Genomic DNA, 17,819 nt, shown 5'->3' with positions numbered 1-17,819 from the left:
ACTCTTTAATCTTCAAATCAGAGTCTTACTCTTCATCTTCATTATCAGTATTCAATAATAGCTGAGCCACTTGGTCTTGGATAGCCTGTGGCACTTGTCTTTCGATTTCTGTGATAGCCTTGTTAATTGCGAACAAAGTCGCTTTACTATCAGCAGAACCGTGGCTTTTGATGACAATTTCCCGTAATCCTAACAGACTTGCGCCATTATACTGGTCGGGGTTGATGCGTCGCTGAAAACGCCTAAGAATTGGCCAAACCATGGCTGAGACTGCTTTACTCCACCAATTACTGGTGAACTCAGTCTTTAATTGATCATACAAGAATCGGGTAATGCCTTCGCAGGCCTTGAGAACATTGTTGCCAGTAAAACCATCACACACGATAACATCAACATTACCATCATATATTTGATTAGCTTCGATGTAACCCACATAATCAATTTGACTTTGATTAGAGAGAATATCGCTCGCTAATTTTATACTGTCGCGCCCTTTCACCGCTTCTTCACCTATATTCAGCAAAGCTACCCTTGGGTGCTCTACATCATCAGCTAATTGACTGAAAACATGTCCCATTATAGCAAAACTGGTCAACTGCTCGGCGCTGGCGTCAATATTGGCGCCTAAATCAAGCATATTGGTTACTGTGCCTTTGCGATTTGGTAGCTCCGCAGTGATGGCTGGACGCTCTATACCAGGTAAAGTACCGAGCAAAACAGTCGCTAAAGCCATTAAAGCGCCGGTATTGCCCGAACTGACACAGGCATCTGCATGACCATCGCGAACGAGCTCTAAGCTTTTACGCATCGATGAATCTGGCTTACGACGTAAAGCTGATGAAGGCTTTTCTGACATACCAATGACTTCAGATGCGTTCTGAATATAGAGTCTATTACCAAAGTCTGGGGATTTTTTTAGGTGTTGCTGAAGCTCTTGTTGGGGGCCAACAAGATATATTTTGAGATCGGGATGTTGTTGCAGCGCAGAAATTGCTGCTGGAATAATAACAGAGGGGCCGTAATCGCCCCCCATGCAATCAATCGCTAATGTTTTTGTCACGGAAGATCCGCTTGTTCAAAAACCAGTAAATTTAATAGAAAACTATTAAACTACTTTACGACCTTTGTAGTAACCATCTTTAGTCACGTGGTGACGACGATGGATTTCACCTGTTTCGTTCTCTACTGACAACGTAGGTGCAGTCAAAGAGTCGTGCGAGCGACGCATACCACGCGTTGAGCGAGTCTTGCGATTCTTCTGTACAGCCATTTTAAATCTCCTGCTTAATCAAACTTTAAATCTTTTAAGGCATTAAAAGGATTGTCTTTTTCCGCCTCTTCAATACTTTCTTGCGGAAGCTCTCCAATTTCGAAAGCATCCATGTCTTTGCACTCGCCGTATAACGCTACAGGAGGCAACGATAAAATTAACTCATCTTCGACAACAGACTTTAAATCTAAACCGTCGTCATCGACTAAAACTGGGTCACCGTCATCAGGTACTGTTTCCATCCGCTCTTCCGAGTAAACTGGATAGATGATAACTTCGTGTTCGACTTGATATGGGAAAGGCTCTAAACAGCCCTGACAAATCAATTCGACTTCCCCCTTGAGACTTAGCTCAAGTAAAGTGACACGAGTATCTTCAACTCTAGCTCCTTTAATACTACAAGCAATTTCGCCTTTATCGGAAGCTAATTCCTGACGAAACCTGCTCAAGTATTCCAGATCGAGTGTGGCGTTTATTTCTTTCTCTTGATCCGCAAACTTGTAGGGATCAACAGACGCCGGTAATCTGCGACTTGACATAGGCGCGCAATAATACAGATATAAAGGGTTTTAGTCAAAGTAATCCCACAACTTTTAGTGTTTATTTGCCGAATAATCGATTATTTGGTTGATTTCTTAGCAAATTCACACAAAATGTGGGTTAACTGCTTGTAATTGGAGCTGATTTTACCACATAAAACCTTTCAGTTTCACTTAAATTATTATCCTAATTCAGCTATGCCGTAGAAGTTATCATCGGTCGTTTATATTTGGATTCAGCGCCTTAAAAAAGATAAAGCTTATGACGAAAACAAACAACATCGTACTCGCCTCCTCTTCCCCTTATCGGAAAGAGCTACTGAGTCGTATTCTAACCGAGTTTAAAACCGAGTCGCCTGATATTGACGAAACACCCTTTCCCGATGAAGAGCCTGTTGAGCACGTGGCTCGCTTAGCTGAGCAAAAAGCATTAACAGTGTCGCTGAACCATCCGCAAAGTGTTGTTATCGGCTCAGATCAAGTTTGTGTACTCGAAGGCAAAATTATTGGCAAGCCACACACCAGAGAAAAAGCCATAGAACAATTACATGCCTCTAGTGGCAAAACCGTAATCTTCTACACCTCTCTTTGTGTTTTAGAATCAGGCAAAGAAGGCCAAGACCTAAGCGTGGTGATTACAGAAGTGAAGTTTAGAGAGCTAACTACCGAAGAAATTGAACGTTATGTGGACAGAGAGCAACCGCTTGACTGCGCAGGCTCCTTTAAAGCAGAAGGTCTTGGCATCGCATTGTTTGAATCTTTAGCGTCAAAAGACCCTACCGCTCTAATTGGGTTGCCCTTAATAACCTTGGCTGAAAGCTTGAGAAAGCTTGAAGTGAACTTTCTATAAACTGATAAGCCCCAAGCGTAGACTGAACTTGGGGAAATTTATCTCTTTAATCTTTCCAATAATTATTAGCTGCCGATACAGTCTGGAAGTTTATTGCTATCACTTGGGATGATGCAATCAAACCATTAGCATCTTCGCCATATTCAGGTCTCAATTTCGCTCTAATCTCATCAGAAGGTTGAGTATATTTCACGCCCATTCTTGATAGTTTGATTGCGAGCTCATAACCCTCTTGAGGCGTGTCCGTTATTAAACTTGTTAACCATTGTTCAGACATATTTGATACCCCTTCAATGTTCCATTATGAATGAATATTTATCAATAAATTAAGTGCTACTTACCGTCTTGCTAATTACCTTTTAGCAAAAAAATAATGCACATTCTCAAACTCTACACTATTTAAACGGTATATGTCTAATAACTAGAGCTTTACCACGTTAACGTCAACTTTTAGTAAAGATAGCTGGAGCTTATAATTGCTTTATAAACTTCAGCACCCGCTGACAAGCAGATAAATAACCTTCTCCAAACAAGTTGTAGTGATTTAAATAGTGATAGAGATTATAAATCACCTTTTTAAAGTCGTATTCTCTACTGCGAGGTAGCGCCTCATCATAAGCATCGTAAAAATGATGGTTAAAGCCACCGAACATTTCTGTCATCGCTAAATCAACCTCTCTATCAGCAAAATAAACCGCAGGATCTATCAACCAAACGTCCTGCTTATCAAACATAACGTTCCCAGACCATAAGTCGCCATGGACAAGGCTTGGATATTCGCAGTGCTGATTTAAGCAGTTGATTAAAACGTCTTTTTGCTCGCTTAGGATCGTTTGGAAATACTCTCGTACTTGGGTAGAATCTATCATATTAACCTGATAGTTAAGCCGTTTCTCGTAAAAGAACGCCCCCCAGTTGGTGCTGTATCCGTTTAGTTGAGGGTTAAGGCCAATAAAGTTATTGGTTTCAAAGCCATATCGCTCATGCTTAATGCTGTGTAACTTGGCTAACTCTTTACCAAGTTGCGCCATTTGCTTATCGCTAGGGCTTGCCGAATCAATAGCCTCAAGCTCTAATCTTTTATCATCAACGCTTAAAACCCTCGGCACTCGTAGATTAATATCATTAGACTCAATCGTTTCTCTAAGTAATTCAAGCCCTTCTGCTTCTTTAATCAGTTGGTCTTTATAACGCGAGTTGTTTATTTTGATAAACGTCATAGCTCTTTATTAAGAACCTCTATTAAGCAGCTCGATTAAGAAGCTTTTTATAAATTTCGATATCTTCTTCACCAAAACAACAAAAGGTTATATCAATCTCAGAACCCGTATCTACAAGATATGATTTGCAGGTAGAAATGGCAATTTCGGCGGCCGCTTGCTTAGGGAAGCCATAGATACCGGTGCTGATGCAAGGAAACGCGATGGTGTTAATATTGTGCGTGTCGGCGAGCTTTAAAGACTCACGGTAACAGCTAGCGAGAAGCTCTGCTTCACTAGCTTCGCCACCTTTCCAGATAGGGCCAACCGTATGAATAATGTATTTCGCGGCTAAGTTATAGCCTTTGGTGACTTTGGCTTGACCAGTTTCACAGCCTCCTAGAGATTCACACTCCTTGAGTAACAATGGCCCCGCGGCGCGGTGAATAGCGCCATCAACGCCACCGCCGCCGAGCAAAGATTTATTGGCAGCGTTTATTATGGCGTCAACTGTCAATTGAGTAATGTCACCTGAGTCCAGTTTCATATTCGCTTCTGCACCCGTTAAATCGTCTAGTTAGAGTAATATTCTTTTGCCGTAATCGAATAAACATCAGCTTCTTTCTCAAAAACCGTGATTCGTTCTTCTAGTTTTTCACCAATCCGACTAGCTACAGCAACCGAAGCATCATTACCCGGTTGAATCAAACTGATAATTTTCTCAAGTCGCATTACTTTGAAAGCATGATCAAGCGCGGCTTTAGCCGCTTCGGTGGCATAACCCTTGCCCCAAGCTTTGGGATGCAAGACCCAACCTAGCTCTTTCCCAGGCCAGCCTTCTGGCTCGATAATGCCGCAGCGACCGACAAAATCACCGGTTTCTTTCTCTTCGATTGCCCATTGACCATGGCCTCGAATAACCCAGTGCCCTGCCATACCAGCGATGCTGCGCCATGCTTCACGTCGAGACATAGGAATTCCAGGCACCAAATATCGGGTGATATTAGGATCGGCCATCATCTCGTAATAGGGTTCTAAGTCATTTTCTTGATAAGACCTAAGAACTAGGCGTTCGGTTTGTAGAACAGGGATCTTAATTACATCAAATAAGTCCATTAAGGAGTCCTTAGTAGAATGGCTTTATTCACACAAAATTGATGAGATTTTGTTATCCTACACCAATACACCTTTCTAAAAAATGGTAACCGTATGTCACGCATTATATTTTTAGTTTTAAGCTTAGTTTTATCATTCAGCGTCGTTGCTAGCTCGAACTGGGTCGGGGCGCTAGCTCCAGATTTCACATTGGATGATCAAAATGGCGACAGTAAAAGCCTAAAAGACTATAAAGGGCAATGGTTGGTGTTGTATTTTTATCCGAAAGACGACACACCAGGCTGCACAACAGAAGCAAAAAACTTTAGGGATAAATATCAAGAATATCAAGCGTTAAACGCCGAAATCGTTGGCATTTCCTTAGACGATGTCAGCTCGCATAATGATTTCTCAAGCGCTTACAAGTTACCTTTCACCATCCTAGCGGACGTCGACCAAGAAGCTAGCACAGCTTATAAAGTATTGGCTGGATTTGGCCCGATGGAATACGCTTCGCGCGAAACCTTTATCATCGACCCAAGTGGCAATATTGTGTATCACTACGAAGATGTTGATCCTGATACTCACGCCGAAGAAGTTTTAGAAAAGCTTAAATCATTGCAAAGGGAATTAGCGGGATAGGCTTCTATTCTATTAATTGACGGATATCGTCAATAATCGCAATCGGGGCGTGTTTTTTTAGAGAATCAACGCTGTGCGCCCCGTAAGTTACAGCGACACCATGAGAACCCGCATTCTGTGCCATCTTCAGATCATGGATGGTATCGCCCACCATCACGGTTTGATCTGGCTTTAGCGCAAAATGTTTCATTAATGTATGCAACATTGCCGGATCGGGCTTACTGTTCGACTCATCGCTGGCAATTGTTTTATCAAAGAAATGCCTGAGTTTCGACTCATCCAAAACACGATCTAAGCCATGTCGTGCTTTACCTGTCGCCACAGTCAGGTAATAACCCTGCTCTTTTAAGCTCGTTAAAACCTCTTCGACACCTTCGAATACTGGACTAGGCGTTTTATCGCCATCAACATATTGATAACGATATTCCTCGGTGATCCAATCATGGTCATCAACGCCCGGAAATAGCAGTCGGTAACAATTGCTCAAACTCAAGCCAATAATTGAACGTACTTCATCGTCACTCGGCACTGGTAACTTTAGATTTCTAGCAGTTGTCTGCATGGCAGAAACGATTCGCCCAGTCGAATCCATCAAGGTTCCATCCCAGTCAAAGACGATTAGCGGTGTTTCGAGAGTAAGCATAAAAGTTACAGTTTCCGCAGTTGATTGACTGTATGCTGGAGATCTTCTGGTAAAGGAGCTTCGACCTTTATCCGCTCCTTATCATCAGGACGCACCTTAAATTGCAGCGAATAAGCATGCAAGAAAAGCCGTTCACATAAGCCTTCACGCTTAAACTGTTGATTTAAACTATCATCACCATATTTGTCATCACCTATCAAGCTACAACCAACAGACTGTGCATGCACACGAATTTGGTGAGTACGCCCCGTAATAGGTTCCGCCGACACTAAGGTCAAGTCTTTAAAGCGCTCGACTACACGAAAGCTCGTTAAGCAGGCCTTACCATCATCACTAACTCGAACCAGTCGCTCGCCAGACTTAACTTGGAACTTTCTAAGCGGTGCATCGACAAACTTCTGCTTAGCCGGCCAGTGACCTTGAACTAATGCCCAATAACGCTTGGTAATCTTCTTTTCTTGTAATTGTTTATGGATATAGCGCAAAGTGCTACGACGCTTTGCGATCATCAAACAGCCCGATGTATCACGATCTAGGCGATGCACGAGCTCAAGAAATGGCGCGCCTGGACGTAACGCGCGAAGTGCTTCAATAACGCCAAAACTCATGCCGCTACCGCCATGCACAGCCATACCTGATGGCTTATTAAGGACAATGATGCGATCGTCTTCAAAGATAATAGCGTCTTCAAGCGACTGTACTACGTTTAACTTAACCGGAACTTCTTGCTCGCGCTGCGCGGTTTGTACAGGCGGAATTCTAACCGTATCACCGGCTTCGATTTTATATTCGGCTTTCACACGCCCTTTATTGACACGTACTTCACCTTTACGCAACATCTTATAGATACGCGACTTGGGAACGCCTTTTAGCGTTTTAACTAGATAATTATCAATGCGCTGCCCTTCTTCTTCGGCACTGATTTCAACAAATCTAACTTTCGGGCGGGAATCATTACTCATCGGCGGAACTATACCCTAAAACGCACAATAACAACACCTTAAAACACCCCAGCTGTTCGACAATGACTACATGATAATGAAAACAAATCAAGAACTTAAACCTATTAAAGATTGTAGGATAAGAATTATCTGTTTATAATGCCCCCACGGGACTAAATAGAGTTCCGATGATAAGTGAGGCAATTGGTTAAAGAACAAAGCCAATCATGAATAGTGCCTCAACCTTTGGTGAAGGATGTAAACCCAGAAAGCGTAAACATATTGTTATTAACGCCTGGTTATACCAACGCCCCAAAAGAATTTAAGTATTAACACCGAAGACGGTGAAGTAACAGAATAGTAGAGTCTGAAATTATTCTAAGACTCGGTTGGTTTGGCTTCTTTTATGCACAAAAGCGGTAAGACATAAAATAGCCAAGCGGGAAATAACTGGTTAATTTTAAGCGTGGAAAGACTGTAATGAAGGACTTTTTAGTCGCAAGAAGTTTGTCACAATTAAGCAAGGAAACTATTGTCTAAACAACAAGTTAGACGGTAAACCTAAGCCTATTCCTAAGATTTCTGTTCTCACTCTCACTGTGTTCGCGGTTTAAAAAGAGAGTTTTTATACAATGAGACGTATGTTAATTAACGCAACTAATCATAACGAAGAGTTGCGTGTAGCGATGGTCGATGGCCAGCGTTTATATGATTTAGATATCGAGTTAGCGGGAAGAGAACAAAAGAAAGGCAACATCTACAAAGGCAAAGTGACTCGTATTGAGCCAAGCCTTGAAGCAGCTTTTGTTGATTATGGAGCCGAAAGGCATGGCTTCCTACCTTTAAAGGAAGTTGCCCGCGAGTACATGCACAACCCGCCTAGCAAAGGTCGCCCTACCATCAAAGATGCCTTGAAAGAAGGCCAAGAAATCATCGTTCAGATTGATAAAGAAGAGCGCGGTAACAAAGGCGCAGCCTTGACCACTTCTGTCAGTTTGGCCGGTAGTTACCTAGTTTTAATGCCGAACAACCCTCGCGCTGGCGGTATTTCTCGTCGCATCGAAGGTGAAGAGCGTACAGAACTCAAGCAAATCATGGGCCAGCTGCAAACACCAAAAGGTATGGGCTGTATCGTCCGTACTGCGGGTGTTGGCAAGAGCCTTGAAGAAATCAATTATGATTTCAAGTATTTGTTAGAGTTTTGGAAGAATATCAAAGAAGTCGCTAATAGTCGCCCTGCTCCTTTCCTAATTACCCAAGAATCTGACGTTATCACACGTGCTATCCGTGATTATTTACGCCCAGATATTGGCGAAATCATTGTCGATCGCAAAGAAGTTTATGATCGAATTAAGACTGAGCTTCAATATCAGCGTCCTGATTTCGTACAAAAAGTTAAGTTTTATAAAGACGAAATCCCATTATTTAACCGTTACCAAGTAGAGAGCCAAATTGAAAGCGCATTCCAACGTGAAGTACGCTTGCCATCTGGCGGCTCAGTAGTCTTCGATCAAACGGAAGCCTTATTATCCATCGATATCAACTCAGCAAAAGCAACCAAAGGTGGTGATATTGAAGAGACAGCTCTTCACACCAATAAAGAAGCTGCTGAAGAAATCGCTCGCCAATTACGTCTACGTGACATTGGCGGCCTTATTGTTATCGACTTTATCGATATGGGACCTCCTCGCAATCAACGTGAAGTCGAGAAGGTACTGAAGAACTCTGTAGCACGAGATCGTGCGCGTATCCAAATCGGCCGTATTTCTCGCTTTGGTTTGCTTGAAATGTCACGTCAGCGTCTACGTCCTTCGCTAGAAGAATCAAGCCAGCACGTATGTCCGCGCTGTAGTGGCTCAGGTGTGATTCGTGGTACAGACTCGCTAGGTCTTTCTATCTTACGCTTGATGGAAGATGAAGCGATGAAAGAGTCCACTGCAGAAGTACAAGCAGTACTCCCTGTAGAAGTGGCTACGTTCTTATTAAACGAAAAGCGTCGTAAAATCGAACAAATTGAAAAACGCCAAAAAGTACGTTTAGTTGTCGTTCCAAACCCACACATGGAAACACCTCATTACGACGTATTGCGCGTAAAAGGTGGCGAAACGCTAGAAGACAACAGCTACAGCTTAATTGGTAAGCCGCCAGAGACTGAATTGGTAAAAAGCACTATGCAACCAGTTCAGCCAATAGACGAGCCAGCACTTAAAGGCCTAAAGCATAGCTCACCTCCTCCAGAGCCAAGCAAAAAGCCTAAAAAGAAAGAGAAAAAGGCGAAGAAGAAAAAGCCGAGCTTATTCAAACGCTTGTGGACTGCCCTTTTTGGTGACGATAAAAAGAAACAAAAAGGCAAAGGCAATAAAAAGCACAGCAAAAACTATAAAGGCAAAGGTCGTCAAGACAATCGCCAAAACAAAAACAACCGTCGTGGTAATTCAAATTACAAAGGCAACCGCCGCCGTAATGAAAATCGTCAGGACAATCGTTCTCAGGACAATCGTTCTCAGGACAATCGTTCTCAAGACAACCGAAACAAAGGTCATGAGCAGCGTAAGCAGGACAATCGCCAGCAAAAGCAAGGTCAGCAGAACCGTGGCCCACAGCAAAAAGGTGGCAACCGTCAGCAGACTCAAAACCAAGCGCAAGGCCAGTCTCAGGACAACCGTAACAACAACCGCGCTCAGCAAAAGCCACAGCAGCAACAGGCAAAGCAACCGGTTGAGCAACGTCCGCCACGTAAATCACGTGCCGAGCGTTTAGCGTCAGTGCAAAAGCCGGTGGAACAAGCTAAGGTTGAAAACAAGCAGCCTCAAGCTAAGCCACAGCCAGAAACTCAGCAAGCAAAACCTCAAGAGCAACAGGCTAAGAACCAAAAGCCACAAGCTCAAGAGAAGCAACAAAGTCGCACTAAAGCAAAGCCAGAAGACATCATGGTCTATAAAGCTCACAAGTCATTAGAGCGTACTTTGTCGGAAGTATTGAAAAATGAAAAGCTTCCAGAAGTTTCTGAAAGTGCTGTTGTAGCAAATAATCAAGGCAATAACACTGAGCAAACTACTGCAGAGCCACAGGAAAAAGCAGAGCAAAAAGCTGAAGCTAAGCCAGTAGCAAAACAGGAAGCTTCGGTAGAAGCAAAGGCTGAGCAGAAAGCAGAGCCAGTGCAAACTACTGCAAACTCCAGTGACTCATTAGAGCAGAAACAATCTGAAGCTAAGGAATCACAACCTAAGGTAGAAGCGCCTTCACCTAAGGAGCAGGTTTCTACTCAGGCCGAGACGGCAAAAGAAACTGCTCAAGCAGCTAATTCTCAAGAAGCTGATTCTCAAGAAGCTGATTCTCAAGAAACTGATTCTCAAGAAACTGAGGAAGCGTCAAAAGAAGTGGCGCAAGCAGCCTCTAACGAAGCGAGCAGCGAAGAAGCAAAGAAAACTGAGTCAAAGGTTGCAGTTAAAGCCGAAACTCAGAAGGTTGAACTTCAAGCCAGCGCACCGGCTAAAAAAGCCGTAACGTTAGAAGCTATCGAGCCAATTGCTTTTAAGCCTCAACCTTATAGTTTCGACAATAAGGTGACGGAATCAGCTAGCGACTCTTCGCGTGAGCAAAGTTCGTCACAGGCAGCAAAAACGAGTTCATAAATAGAACTGAACAAAAAATCCCACGGTGATTCGTGGGATTTTTTTTATCTAAAGCATACTTGACTGGTGTAGAAAGAGTTAATCACTACCCTCTCTTGAACTACTTTCTCAGCTGCACCTTTGTCTGCCCTTTTGGATTTAGCTGATATAACTGCTGGTGAAGTCTTTCGTTATGGAATGTCACCCTGAAAATACTGCCATAATCCTTCTCGCTTAAACTAACGCTTGGTGTCTGACCTAAACTCTTCCCTGCATAGCTCACAGTAAAAGCGCCACCAAAGGCCGACACAAGATCAGGTACTGTATTTGAGTGACCTACTATGACAACTGTTTCCCCGCAATGCTCGTCTTTGACTTTTCGAACAAGTTGTTGTGGCTGACTGGGATCGTAAACGTTTTTCTCAGCCTCGATAAACTCTAAAGTCTCATAAGTTCTTTTGTATGGCGTATAAAAAGCATGATCGATATTACTAAATAGCGTTAGCTCAGCCAGTTTCTTAGCATTTTCTTTTCCTAGTTTGCTTAAGCTAGGGTCTTTCGTCCCATCGTTGTCTTTTTCGAGGTGACGCAAGATAAAGACATCATAGTCTTTGCAACCATTGAACTCTCCAGCGGCTTGCACCGAAGTATCAATAAATGTGAAAGCCGCAGTGGCTATGATAGCCGTTAAAAAGCGCATAGGTTCTCCTTTGCAAATGTATGTGCTTGACACCCTATGCTAATCTATATGGCTAGACATTTACAAATACTATACTTTTTTGCGGTAAATCGTTATATTAACTGCAAAAAGAGGGAGTTACGATGCACGTTAGAGACTTACAAGCCGGAGATGTTCTCCTATTCTCCGCTGAAGAAGGTAGCTGGATTTCAAAAGCAATTACTTGGCTAACCGATGCCCCTGTCAGCCACGCAGCAATGACCTATCAAATCCCAACTAAAATGATTGAGGAAACGCCCCCCGCGGTTCGTGTTGCGGAAGCCACTATGCGCTTCCCTGGTCGAACGGTTCACGTCATGCGCTTGAACAAGCCTATTGATGATTTTAAACCAGTGATGGATGTGGCTGCTCAATACCTCAATGGTGAAGCACCCTACGCAACTAATAACCTGTATTTATTAGGAATTTTACTGCTTTATAAGAAATTCACACCAAGCGACACCACGCAAAAAGTCATAATGCGAATCCTTAAGCGGCTTACAGAAAGGCTCCTAAACGCTATCAACCAACATAAGTACCCGGATAAACATCCAATGGTGTGCTCGCAATTTGTGTTTGAGTGCTATCAAGAAGCTGGAAAAGCATTTCAGCTAACGATTAAAAGTGGCAACCTACAAAGTGATAACACACGCACCAGCATATTGCAAAAAGCATTCAAACATAAGCCACAAGCTAGCCAGCTTGGATCTCTACAGTCTGAACAAGCTAGCGACGAGGAGCTTGCTAAAGAGCTATTTGAAGCAATGAACAATGAAGCATTACTAGCTTCAGGAACTGTTGCAGATGAATTACTGGAAGTCGTTCATGACTTTGCAAAAGTACTGCATGGTGTTAGCCAGCAGGTCGATATCGATAAAGCTGACTCGAAGCAAGGAATAGCAATCCTTCAAGCCCAATCATCAATGTTTGTTACACCAGGTGACCTGCTTCAACACTGCCCAGAGTTAAGGCATATTGGGGATATAAAAATCAAATGATCGGTAGATTACACTACGCAACCATAGCCATTAGCATTTTGCTGGTGGCTTTGCTTGTTGGTGTATCAACTATTATCTCTAATAAAAATTTAGCGCCGATTCACTCGTCTTTCGAAAGCTACAATCTAAACCAACACCATGGCCCTCTGAGCGGCCTACATAATATCAAAAACATAGAATCCGATGTTTTAGGAACGAACAAAACAAACGCCACCAATATTCTTTATAAGCTACCTAAGAGAATCGATACTGAGCTCCCTTTGCTTACTATTAAGCCTGGGCACGTATCGCTTACTGCACTGTATGAGCTAGATGGCCAAGAACTAACATTAGTTAGTAAGAAGACTCGCTTTGACTTTGAAAGCGCGCCAGAATTTATGGCCTATCAACACTCTTATAATCTAGATAAACTCTCCACAGGTGAACGTTACTTATTGGTAAGCCACGAAAATAAAGTCGAACCCACTATTGAAATTTGGGATTACAAAACCTACAACCGGATCGACAATCAATATAACCAATTATTTACTGCAATTATCTTCGGCATACTTTTACTCATTTTAGTAAATGCCTTCTTTTACCTGATTATTAAACGCCGTGAATACCTACTATATATATTCTATAACACCACGTTCTTGATATTTCTGATGGGAACGACCGGTTATATTTATCAGTTTCCATCCATATCATTTCTAGCAGATAGTCGAAACATTCTATTTGTTTTTTTATGCATCAGCATGTACGCCCTATACACCTTCACTCAGGCATTCTTATCCACTAAATCCTTAGCCCCTTTCGAGCATAAACTCTTTAACGGCTTTCGACTCGTTATGGTTGGCTATTTAATTACCGGCATAATTTTATATCCTGTTCCTCAGCTATTAGTTAACTTTACAAACTTCACTTTGATACTGGCATTCCCATTATATGTATGGGTCGTTTTTAAGCTCTTGAGAAAGGGAAATAGACAAGCCTTTTTCTTTGCCCTAGCTTTCGCTTTATTGACAACCTCAGGATTCCTTAGAGCTCTAGCAATATTTGGGGTACTTCCACTGAACTTTATCACAGCTTATGGCTTTGCAGTTGCCTCGTTATTGGAAGCAACAATATTTACGCTAGGCTTAGCCGATAGAGTGCTACAAATTAAAGCTCAAAGAGATGATGCCCAAAAAGAGTCACTCGAACGAACACAAGCCTACGAATTGCAAAAGGAGTTTTCAACCCTACTCAACAATATCAACCAAAAGCTTCATAAAACAAAAGCTCAAGATTATGAAACTGTGGTGGTTCGAATTTTTCTGAAAGAACTGGCTAAAAGAGTCAAATTTGTCAGTGGAGCAGCTGTTTATCAAATGGATACACGGCTGTCGCTTTATACGAGGTCTGATACTGAGCGACAAAAGTTCCAGCAGTTAATTAATGACAGCTCACTACAAATTAAACGAATTTGTGACTTAGATACGCCACAAAAGCTCGAAACTGATATTTTGTATGACAATATGTTTATCATACCCGTCAGTATGCGAAGCCATGAGTGGAGCTGCATCATTCTGGAAGTGCATGATGAGTTTGAGCCTACAGAGTCGATGTTAGACTTTTTACAGCACTATGCAACCGAGCTGATACGTTGTCTACTAAACGTAAAGAGCCTGCGTTTGATTCAATCCAAAGCTGAAACCGATGAACTAACCCAGCTCTCAAATCGTGGGGCGACCCTAGAGCGCTTAGGTTTACAATTTATGAAGGCATTACGAAGTAACCAACAGTTATCGATAGCCTTTGTTGATGTTGATGATTTTAAGAGTATTAATGACTCGTTTGGCCATGAGGCTGGCGATCGTTGCCTAAGAAACTTAGCAAAACTGTTGCGTGATGAGCTCCCTAATACATGCACCGTAGGCCGCTATGGTGGCGATGAATTTTTAATCGTATTGCCTGAGATGAATAAGGTTGAGGCTAAGCGTTATCTTGAAATTGTAAGCGCCAAGATAATTCCAATGATAATCGAAGGTCAGAAATGCCAATACACGATAAGTATCGGTATTTCTGATCTTAAAGATACCACTAAAGATAAGTTACAAATGATAAGGGAAGCCGATAAGGCGCTGTACGTTTCAAAGGATCGCGGTAAAAACCAAATCAACCTCGCCAGATAGCGCCCCTCTTAATTAGCTGTAGATTACTAGAAACCCTAATAACCTACTGATAGTCTAACTATTATTTAAGACTCAAGGCTTTGCACAAAACTAATATCAAGAATCTCAATTCCAAGCGATTCGGCTTTGGTCAATTTGCTTCCCGCTTTTTCACCAGCAATTAAAGCTGTTGTCTTTTTAGATACTGAGCCTGCAACCTTGGCCCCTAATGACTCAAGCTTGTCTTTAATCTCAGCACGACTAATACCTTCAAAACTGCCTGTAATGACATAAGTTTTATCCTTAAGGGGAAGCTCATCATCAGACTTTGCTTCTATCTCTGGCCAGGTTACACCCAGTTCAATCAGCTCTTTGACTTGTTGTCTATTATCGGGGTTTTCGAAAAAGACTTTGACGTGCTGTGCGACAATAGGGCCTACATCAGAAACAGCTTCTAAATCTTGAATGTCCGCGTTCATTACCGCATCAATGGTGAAAAAATGATTGGCTAGGTTCTTAGCGGTTACTTCACCAACTTCACGAATACCAAGAGCGTATAAAAACTTGGGGAGTGTAGTAGTTTTACTTGCTTCTAATGCTGTTAATAAGTTTACTGCTGATTTTTCGCCCATGCGATCAAGTCCAGCAATTTGTTCTTTTGTTAGACGATAGAGATCGCTAATTGACTTGACGAAGCCCTTCTCCGTAAAAATCTCCACAAGTTTGTCACCCAGACCATCAATATCCATAGCCTTGCGCGATGCAAAATGCTTAATAGCTTCATTACGCTGAGAAGAACAAACGAGGCCACCTGTACAACGAATGACTGCTTCGCCTTCAGTTCGTTCAACCGCTGAACCACAAACAGGACATTCCACTGGCATCTCGATGGCCTCAGCATCATCCGGGCGCCTATCTAAAATCACGCTAACCACCTGAGGGATAACATCACCAGCACGGCGAATAACTACCGAGTCTTTAATTTTCACTCCAAGACGAGTAATTTCATCCATATTATGCAACGTTGCGTTACTGACCGTAACGCCACCGACAGATACTGGCTCTAAGCGCGCTACTGGGGTTAAAGCGCCTGTGCGCCCTACTTGAAAATCTACACCTAGAAGTTGGGTGATTTCTTCTTGTGCTGGGAATTTATGAGCAATAGCCCAACGTGGAGCTCTTGCCACAAAGCCTAATCGATCTTGTAACGCAATACTGTTAACTTTATTAACGACGCCGTCAATTTCATACTCTAACGAATCGCGACGCTCAGCAATATCCTCATAATATTCAAGACAGCCTGAAATTCCTTCAACAACTTTAACCTCGCTAGACACTGGCAAGCCAAGTTCCTTAATTTGCTCCAAACGATCATAATGCTTGTCTGCAAGTTTAAAATCGTCAGACACCAACCCCACAGAATACGCATAAAAAGATAAGTTTCTTTTCGCTGTTATTTGAGGATCGAGCTGTCTTAAGCTACCTGCAGCAGCATTTCGTGGATTAGCAAAAACTTTAGCACCAGTATTACGAGCTTCCTCATTAATCGCTTCAAACGCACTTTTAAGCATAAAAACTTCACCACGCACTTCTAAACGTTGCGGTGGATTATTGGTTCTAAGTTTAAGCGGTATAGGGCGAATAGTTCTGGCGTTCAAAGTGATATTTTCACCTTGAGAACCATCGCCGCGAGTAGCTGCCCGCGTCAGTAATCCATTTTCGTACAACAAACTAATAGCCAAACCATCAAGCTTAGGCTCGCACACATACTCGATATTCTCCGACTGAGCTAATCGCTCCTTAACCCGGCGGTTAAAACTCTTCATTTCGTCAGAGTCCATAGCATTATCTAGCGACAACATCGGAAGCTCATGAACCACTTCGGCAAAGCCTGTATCGGGTTTGGCACCTACACGCTGAGTCGGCGAGTCTTCGGTAATCAAATCAGGATGTTCAGACTCTAGCTTCGATAATTCACGGTATAGTCGATCGTACTCAGCATCAGGCACAGAAGGATCATCTAGTACATAATATTGATAATTGTAGTTGTTAATAAGCGAGCGTAACCGCTCCAACTCTTGTACTAGGTTGTCGGCTTTATTAGTCATAATCGTAAGGTGTGTTGAAGTTTTTATTTTTGCAGAAGTTGTTTACGTTCAAATTCGCTAATCTGTTCACGATGATGCGATTCAATCTGTTTACTAAAATTACTTTTAGTCGCATCTAAAACGTAACCACCTAATTCTTTAGTAATGCCTTGAGCAGTTTTCACCATTAAATCATACGCCTTCATAGGCTTTTTAGGACCGGGTAATGTCATGAACAAGGCTAAACCACGAGTTTCAAGCTCATCAATCTTCTTCAAATCAAAGATTCCTGGCTCTAATGCATTGGCCAAACTAAACTGAACCGCACCACGGCCGTTAGCTTGTGCATGACGATGGAAAATATCCATCTCACCGTGACGCATCCCCTGTTCGACTAAGGACTGCACCAACTCAGGTCCTTTAAAAGGACGCTCTTGCTCTGCCACAACAAACAGCGAAAAAATCAGCTCAGGCTCGGTCTCAATAGTAGGTTCATCCTCAATTTCATCACTCGGATCGTCGAACAGTGTTGTTTGTTGCGGTTGAGACACCTTTGGCTCTTTTTTAGCCTCTGACACTTGAGCTTCATTCAAGATAGACTGATCTTTTTTGAGGCTTTCTTTGGTGAACTCAAACAGCGCATCATCTAAAACAGGAATGTCTGTTTCAGAAATTGTTGGCTCTAAGGGCTCTTGTTTTTTATTTGCTACTGGAAGCTCCGAGCTTTGACGCTCAACAGTTGACGCTTCTTGACGCGGACTTTCATCGGCCGTATCTACTGACGGTTCCGATAGTTCCGGCTGTTTCTTAGAAGTAACCACAGGCTCAGAAATAATTTCGTCTGGAGCATCATCATGGGAGCTTTTACTGCCGCCCACGACTCTTACCTGACCAACACCATCATCGTCAAAGCCTTTCATATCACGGCTTTTTTCTAAACGCTCTTGATATAGCTCACGCTCAACTCGTTCGCGTCGCACTCGTGATCGTCTTTTTGCATCAAAATAAATAAAGCCAATAATGACTAGGCTTACTAAAGCCAGCAAAATCGCCAGTTGCCACTCCATTAAATCACCCTTAACCAGATT

The 17,819-nt window shown here is 42.6% G+C and carries 17 protein-coding genes; 5 read left to right on the top strand and 12 right to left on the bottom strand.

Going from position 1 to position 17,819, the window contains the following annotated elements; translation table 11 throughout:
• Positions 1–25 precede the first annotated feature (25 nt).
• The 3 genes from plsX to DL796_RS10355 are packed head-to-tail and all read right to left on the bottom strand — an operon-like array spanning position 26 to position 1,809.
• Complete coding sequence (gene plsX / locus DL796_RS10365; RefSeq protein WP_110201638.1) at positions 26–1,060, bottom strand: phosphate acyltransferase PlsX; 1,035 nt, start codon at positions 1,058–1,060, stop codon at positions 26–28.
• A gap of 45 nt (positions 1,061–1,105) precedes the next feature.
• The gene (gene rpmF, locus DL796_RS10360; RefSeq protein ID WP_110201637.1) at positions 1,106–1,270 is read right to left on the bottom strand and encodes a 50S ribosomal protein L32; all 165 of its coding nucleotides are present in this window, start codon (positions 1,268–1,270) and stop codon (positions 1,106–1,108) included.
• A gap of 14 nt (positions 1,271–1,284) precedes the next feature.
• Complete coding sequence (locus DL796_RS10355) at positions 1,285–1,809, bottom strand: YceD family protein (protein WP_110201636.1); 525 nt, start codon at positions 1,807–1,809, stop codon at positions 1,285–1,287.
• Positions 1,810–2,071: 262 nt separating this feature from the next.
• Between DL796_RS10355 and DL796_RS10350 the strand changes: the two genes are divergently transcribed.
• Positions 2,072–2,659, top strand: coding sequence for a Maf family protein (locus tag DL796_RS10350; RefSeq protein WP_110201635.1), 588 nt, complete (start codon positions 2,072–2,074; stop codon positions 2,657–2,659).
• 46 nt (positions 2,660–2,705) lie between these two features.
• On the opposite strand, the gene DL796_RS10345 is transcribed toward DL796_RS10350, so the two are convergent.
• The 4 genes from DL796_RS10345 to DL796_RS10330 form a co-directional block, all read right to left on the bottom strand.
• Positions 2,706–2,936 carry a hexameric tyrosine-coordinated heme protein gene (locus tag DL796_RS10345; protein WP_110201634.1) on the bottom strand — a complete coding sequence of 77 codons (231 nt, stop codon included), beginning with the start codon at positions 2,934–2,936 and terminating at the stop codon, positions 2,706–2,708.
• Between the two features lie 193 nt (positions 2,937–3,129).
• The gene (locus DL796_RS10340) at positions 3,130–3,879 is read right to left on the bottom strand and encodes a fructosamine kinase family protein (RefSeq protein WP_110201633.1); all 750 of its coding nucleotides are present in this window, start codon (positions 3,877–3,879) and stop codon (positions 3,130–3,132) included.
• A 22-nt stretch (positions 3,880–3,901) separates the two neighbouring features.
• Positions 3,902–4,405: an O-acetyl-ADP-ribose deacetylase gene (locus tag DL796_RS10335; protein WP_110201632.1), complete on the bottom strand. Its 504-nt coding sequence runs from the start codon at positions 4,403–4,405 to the stop codon at positions 3,902–3,904.
• 26 nt (positions 4,406–4,431) lie between these two features.
• Positions 4,432–4,974 (bottom strand): GNAT family N-acetyltransferase, encoded by a 543-nt coding sequence (locus DL796_RS10330; RefSeq protein ID WP_110201631.1) that lies wholly within the window; start codon positions 4,972–4,974, stop codon positions 4,432–4,434.
• Between the two features lie 93 nt (positions 4,975–5,067).
• On the opposite strand from DL796_RS10330, the gene DL796_RS10325 reads away from it, so the two are divergent.
• Complete coding sequence (locus DL796_RS10325; protein ID WP_110201630.1) at positions 5,068–5,595, top strand: peroxiredoxin; 528 nt, start codon at positions 5,068–5,070, stop codon at positions 5,593–5,595.
• Positions 5,596–5,599: 4 nt separating this feature from the next.
• On the opposite strand, the gene DL796_RS10320 is transcribed toward DL796_RS10325, so the two are convergent.
• The gene (locus DL796_RS10320) at positions 5,600–6,238 is read right to left on the bottom strand and encodes an HAD-IIIA family hydrolase (RefSeq protein ID WP_110201629.1); all 639 of its coding nucleotides are present in this window, start codon (positions 6,236–6,238) and stop codon (positions 5,600–5,602) included.
• Between the two features lie 5 nt (positions 6,239–6,243).
• Entirely contained in the window at positions 6,244–7,200 is a 957-nt protein-coding gene (gene rluC / locus DL796_RS10315; protein WP_110201628.1) for a 23S rRNA pseudouridine(955/2504/2580) synthase RluC, read from the bottom strand.
• Positions 7,201–7,811: 611 nt separating this feature from the next.
• Here rluC and rne point away from each other — a divergent pair.
• Positions 7,812–10,814 (top strand): ribonuclease E, encoded by a 3,003-nt coding sequence (rne, locus tag DL796_RS10310; protein WP_227593060.1) that lies wholly within the window; start codon positions 7,812–7,814, stop codon positions 10,812–10,814.
• Positions 10,815–10,914: 100 nt separating this feature from the next.
• On the opposite strand, the gene DL796_RS10305 is transcribed toward rne, so the two are convergent.
• Positions 10,915–11,493 carry a SixA phosphatase family protein gene (locus DL796_RS10305; RefSeq protein WP_110201626.1) on the bottom strand — a complete coding sequence of 193 codons (579 nt, stop codon included), beginning with the start codon at positions 11,491–11,493 and terminating at the stop codon, positions 10,915–10,917.
• 122 nt (positions 11,494–11,615) lie between these two features.
• Here DL796_RS10305 and DL796_RS10300 point away from each other — a divergent pair, with 122 nt between their 5' ends.
• Together DL796_RS10300 and DL796_RS10295 are read left to right on the top strand one after the other, a co-directional pair.
• The gene (locus tag DL796_RS10300; protein ID WP_110201625.1) at positions 11,616–12,509 is read left to right on the top strand and encodes a hypothetical protein; all 894 of its coding nucleotides are present in this window, start codon (positions 11,616–11,618) and stop codon (positions 12,507–12,509) included.
• Complete coding sequence (locus DL796_RS10295; RefSeq protein ID WP_110201624.1) at positions 12,506–14,665, top strand: diguanylate cyclase; 2,160 nt, start codon at positions 12,506–12,508, stop codon at positions 14,663–14,665. Before DL796_RS10300 ends, DL796_RS10295 begins: the two co-directional genes overlap by 4 nt.
• Positions 14,666–14,730: 65 nt before the next feature.
• Here DL796_RS10295 and ligA read toward each other — a convergent pair whose 3' ends face one another.
• Both ligA and zipA read right to left on the bottom strand, forming a co-directional pair.
• Complete coding sequence (gene ligA, locus DL796_RS10290) at positions 14,731–16,752, bottom strand: NAD-dependent DNA ligase LigA (RefSeq protein WP_110201623.1); 2,022 nt, start codon at positions 16,750–16,752, stop codon at positions 14,731–14,733.
• Positions 16,753–16,775: 23 nt separating this feature from the next.
• The gene (zipA, locus tag DL796_RS10285; protein ID WP_110201622.1) at positions 16,776–17,798 is read right to left on the bottom strand and encodes a cell division protein ZipA; all 1,023 of its coding nucleotides are present in this window, start codon (positions 17,796–17,798) and stop codon (positions 16,776–16,778) included.
• Positions 17,799–17,819 lie beyond the last annotated feature (21 nt).

Origin of the sequence: Kangiella spongicola, assembly GCF_003194565.2 — a bacterium.
GTDB lineage: Bacteria > Pseudomonadota > Gammaproteobacteria > Enterobacterales > Kangiellaceae > Kangiella > Kangiella spongicola.
Note: the sequence above shows the minus strand (reverse complement) of the source record. Positions and strands in the feature narration are given on the sequence as shown.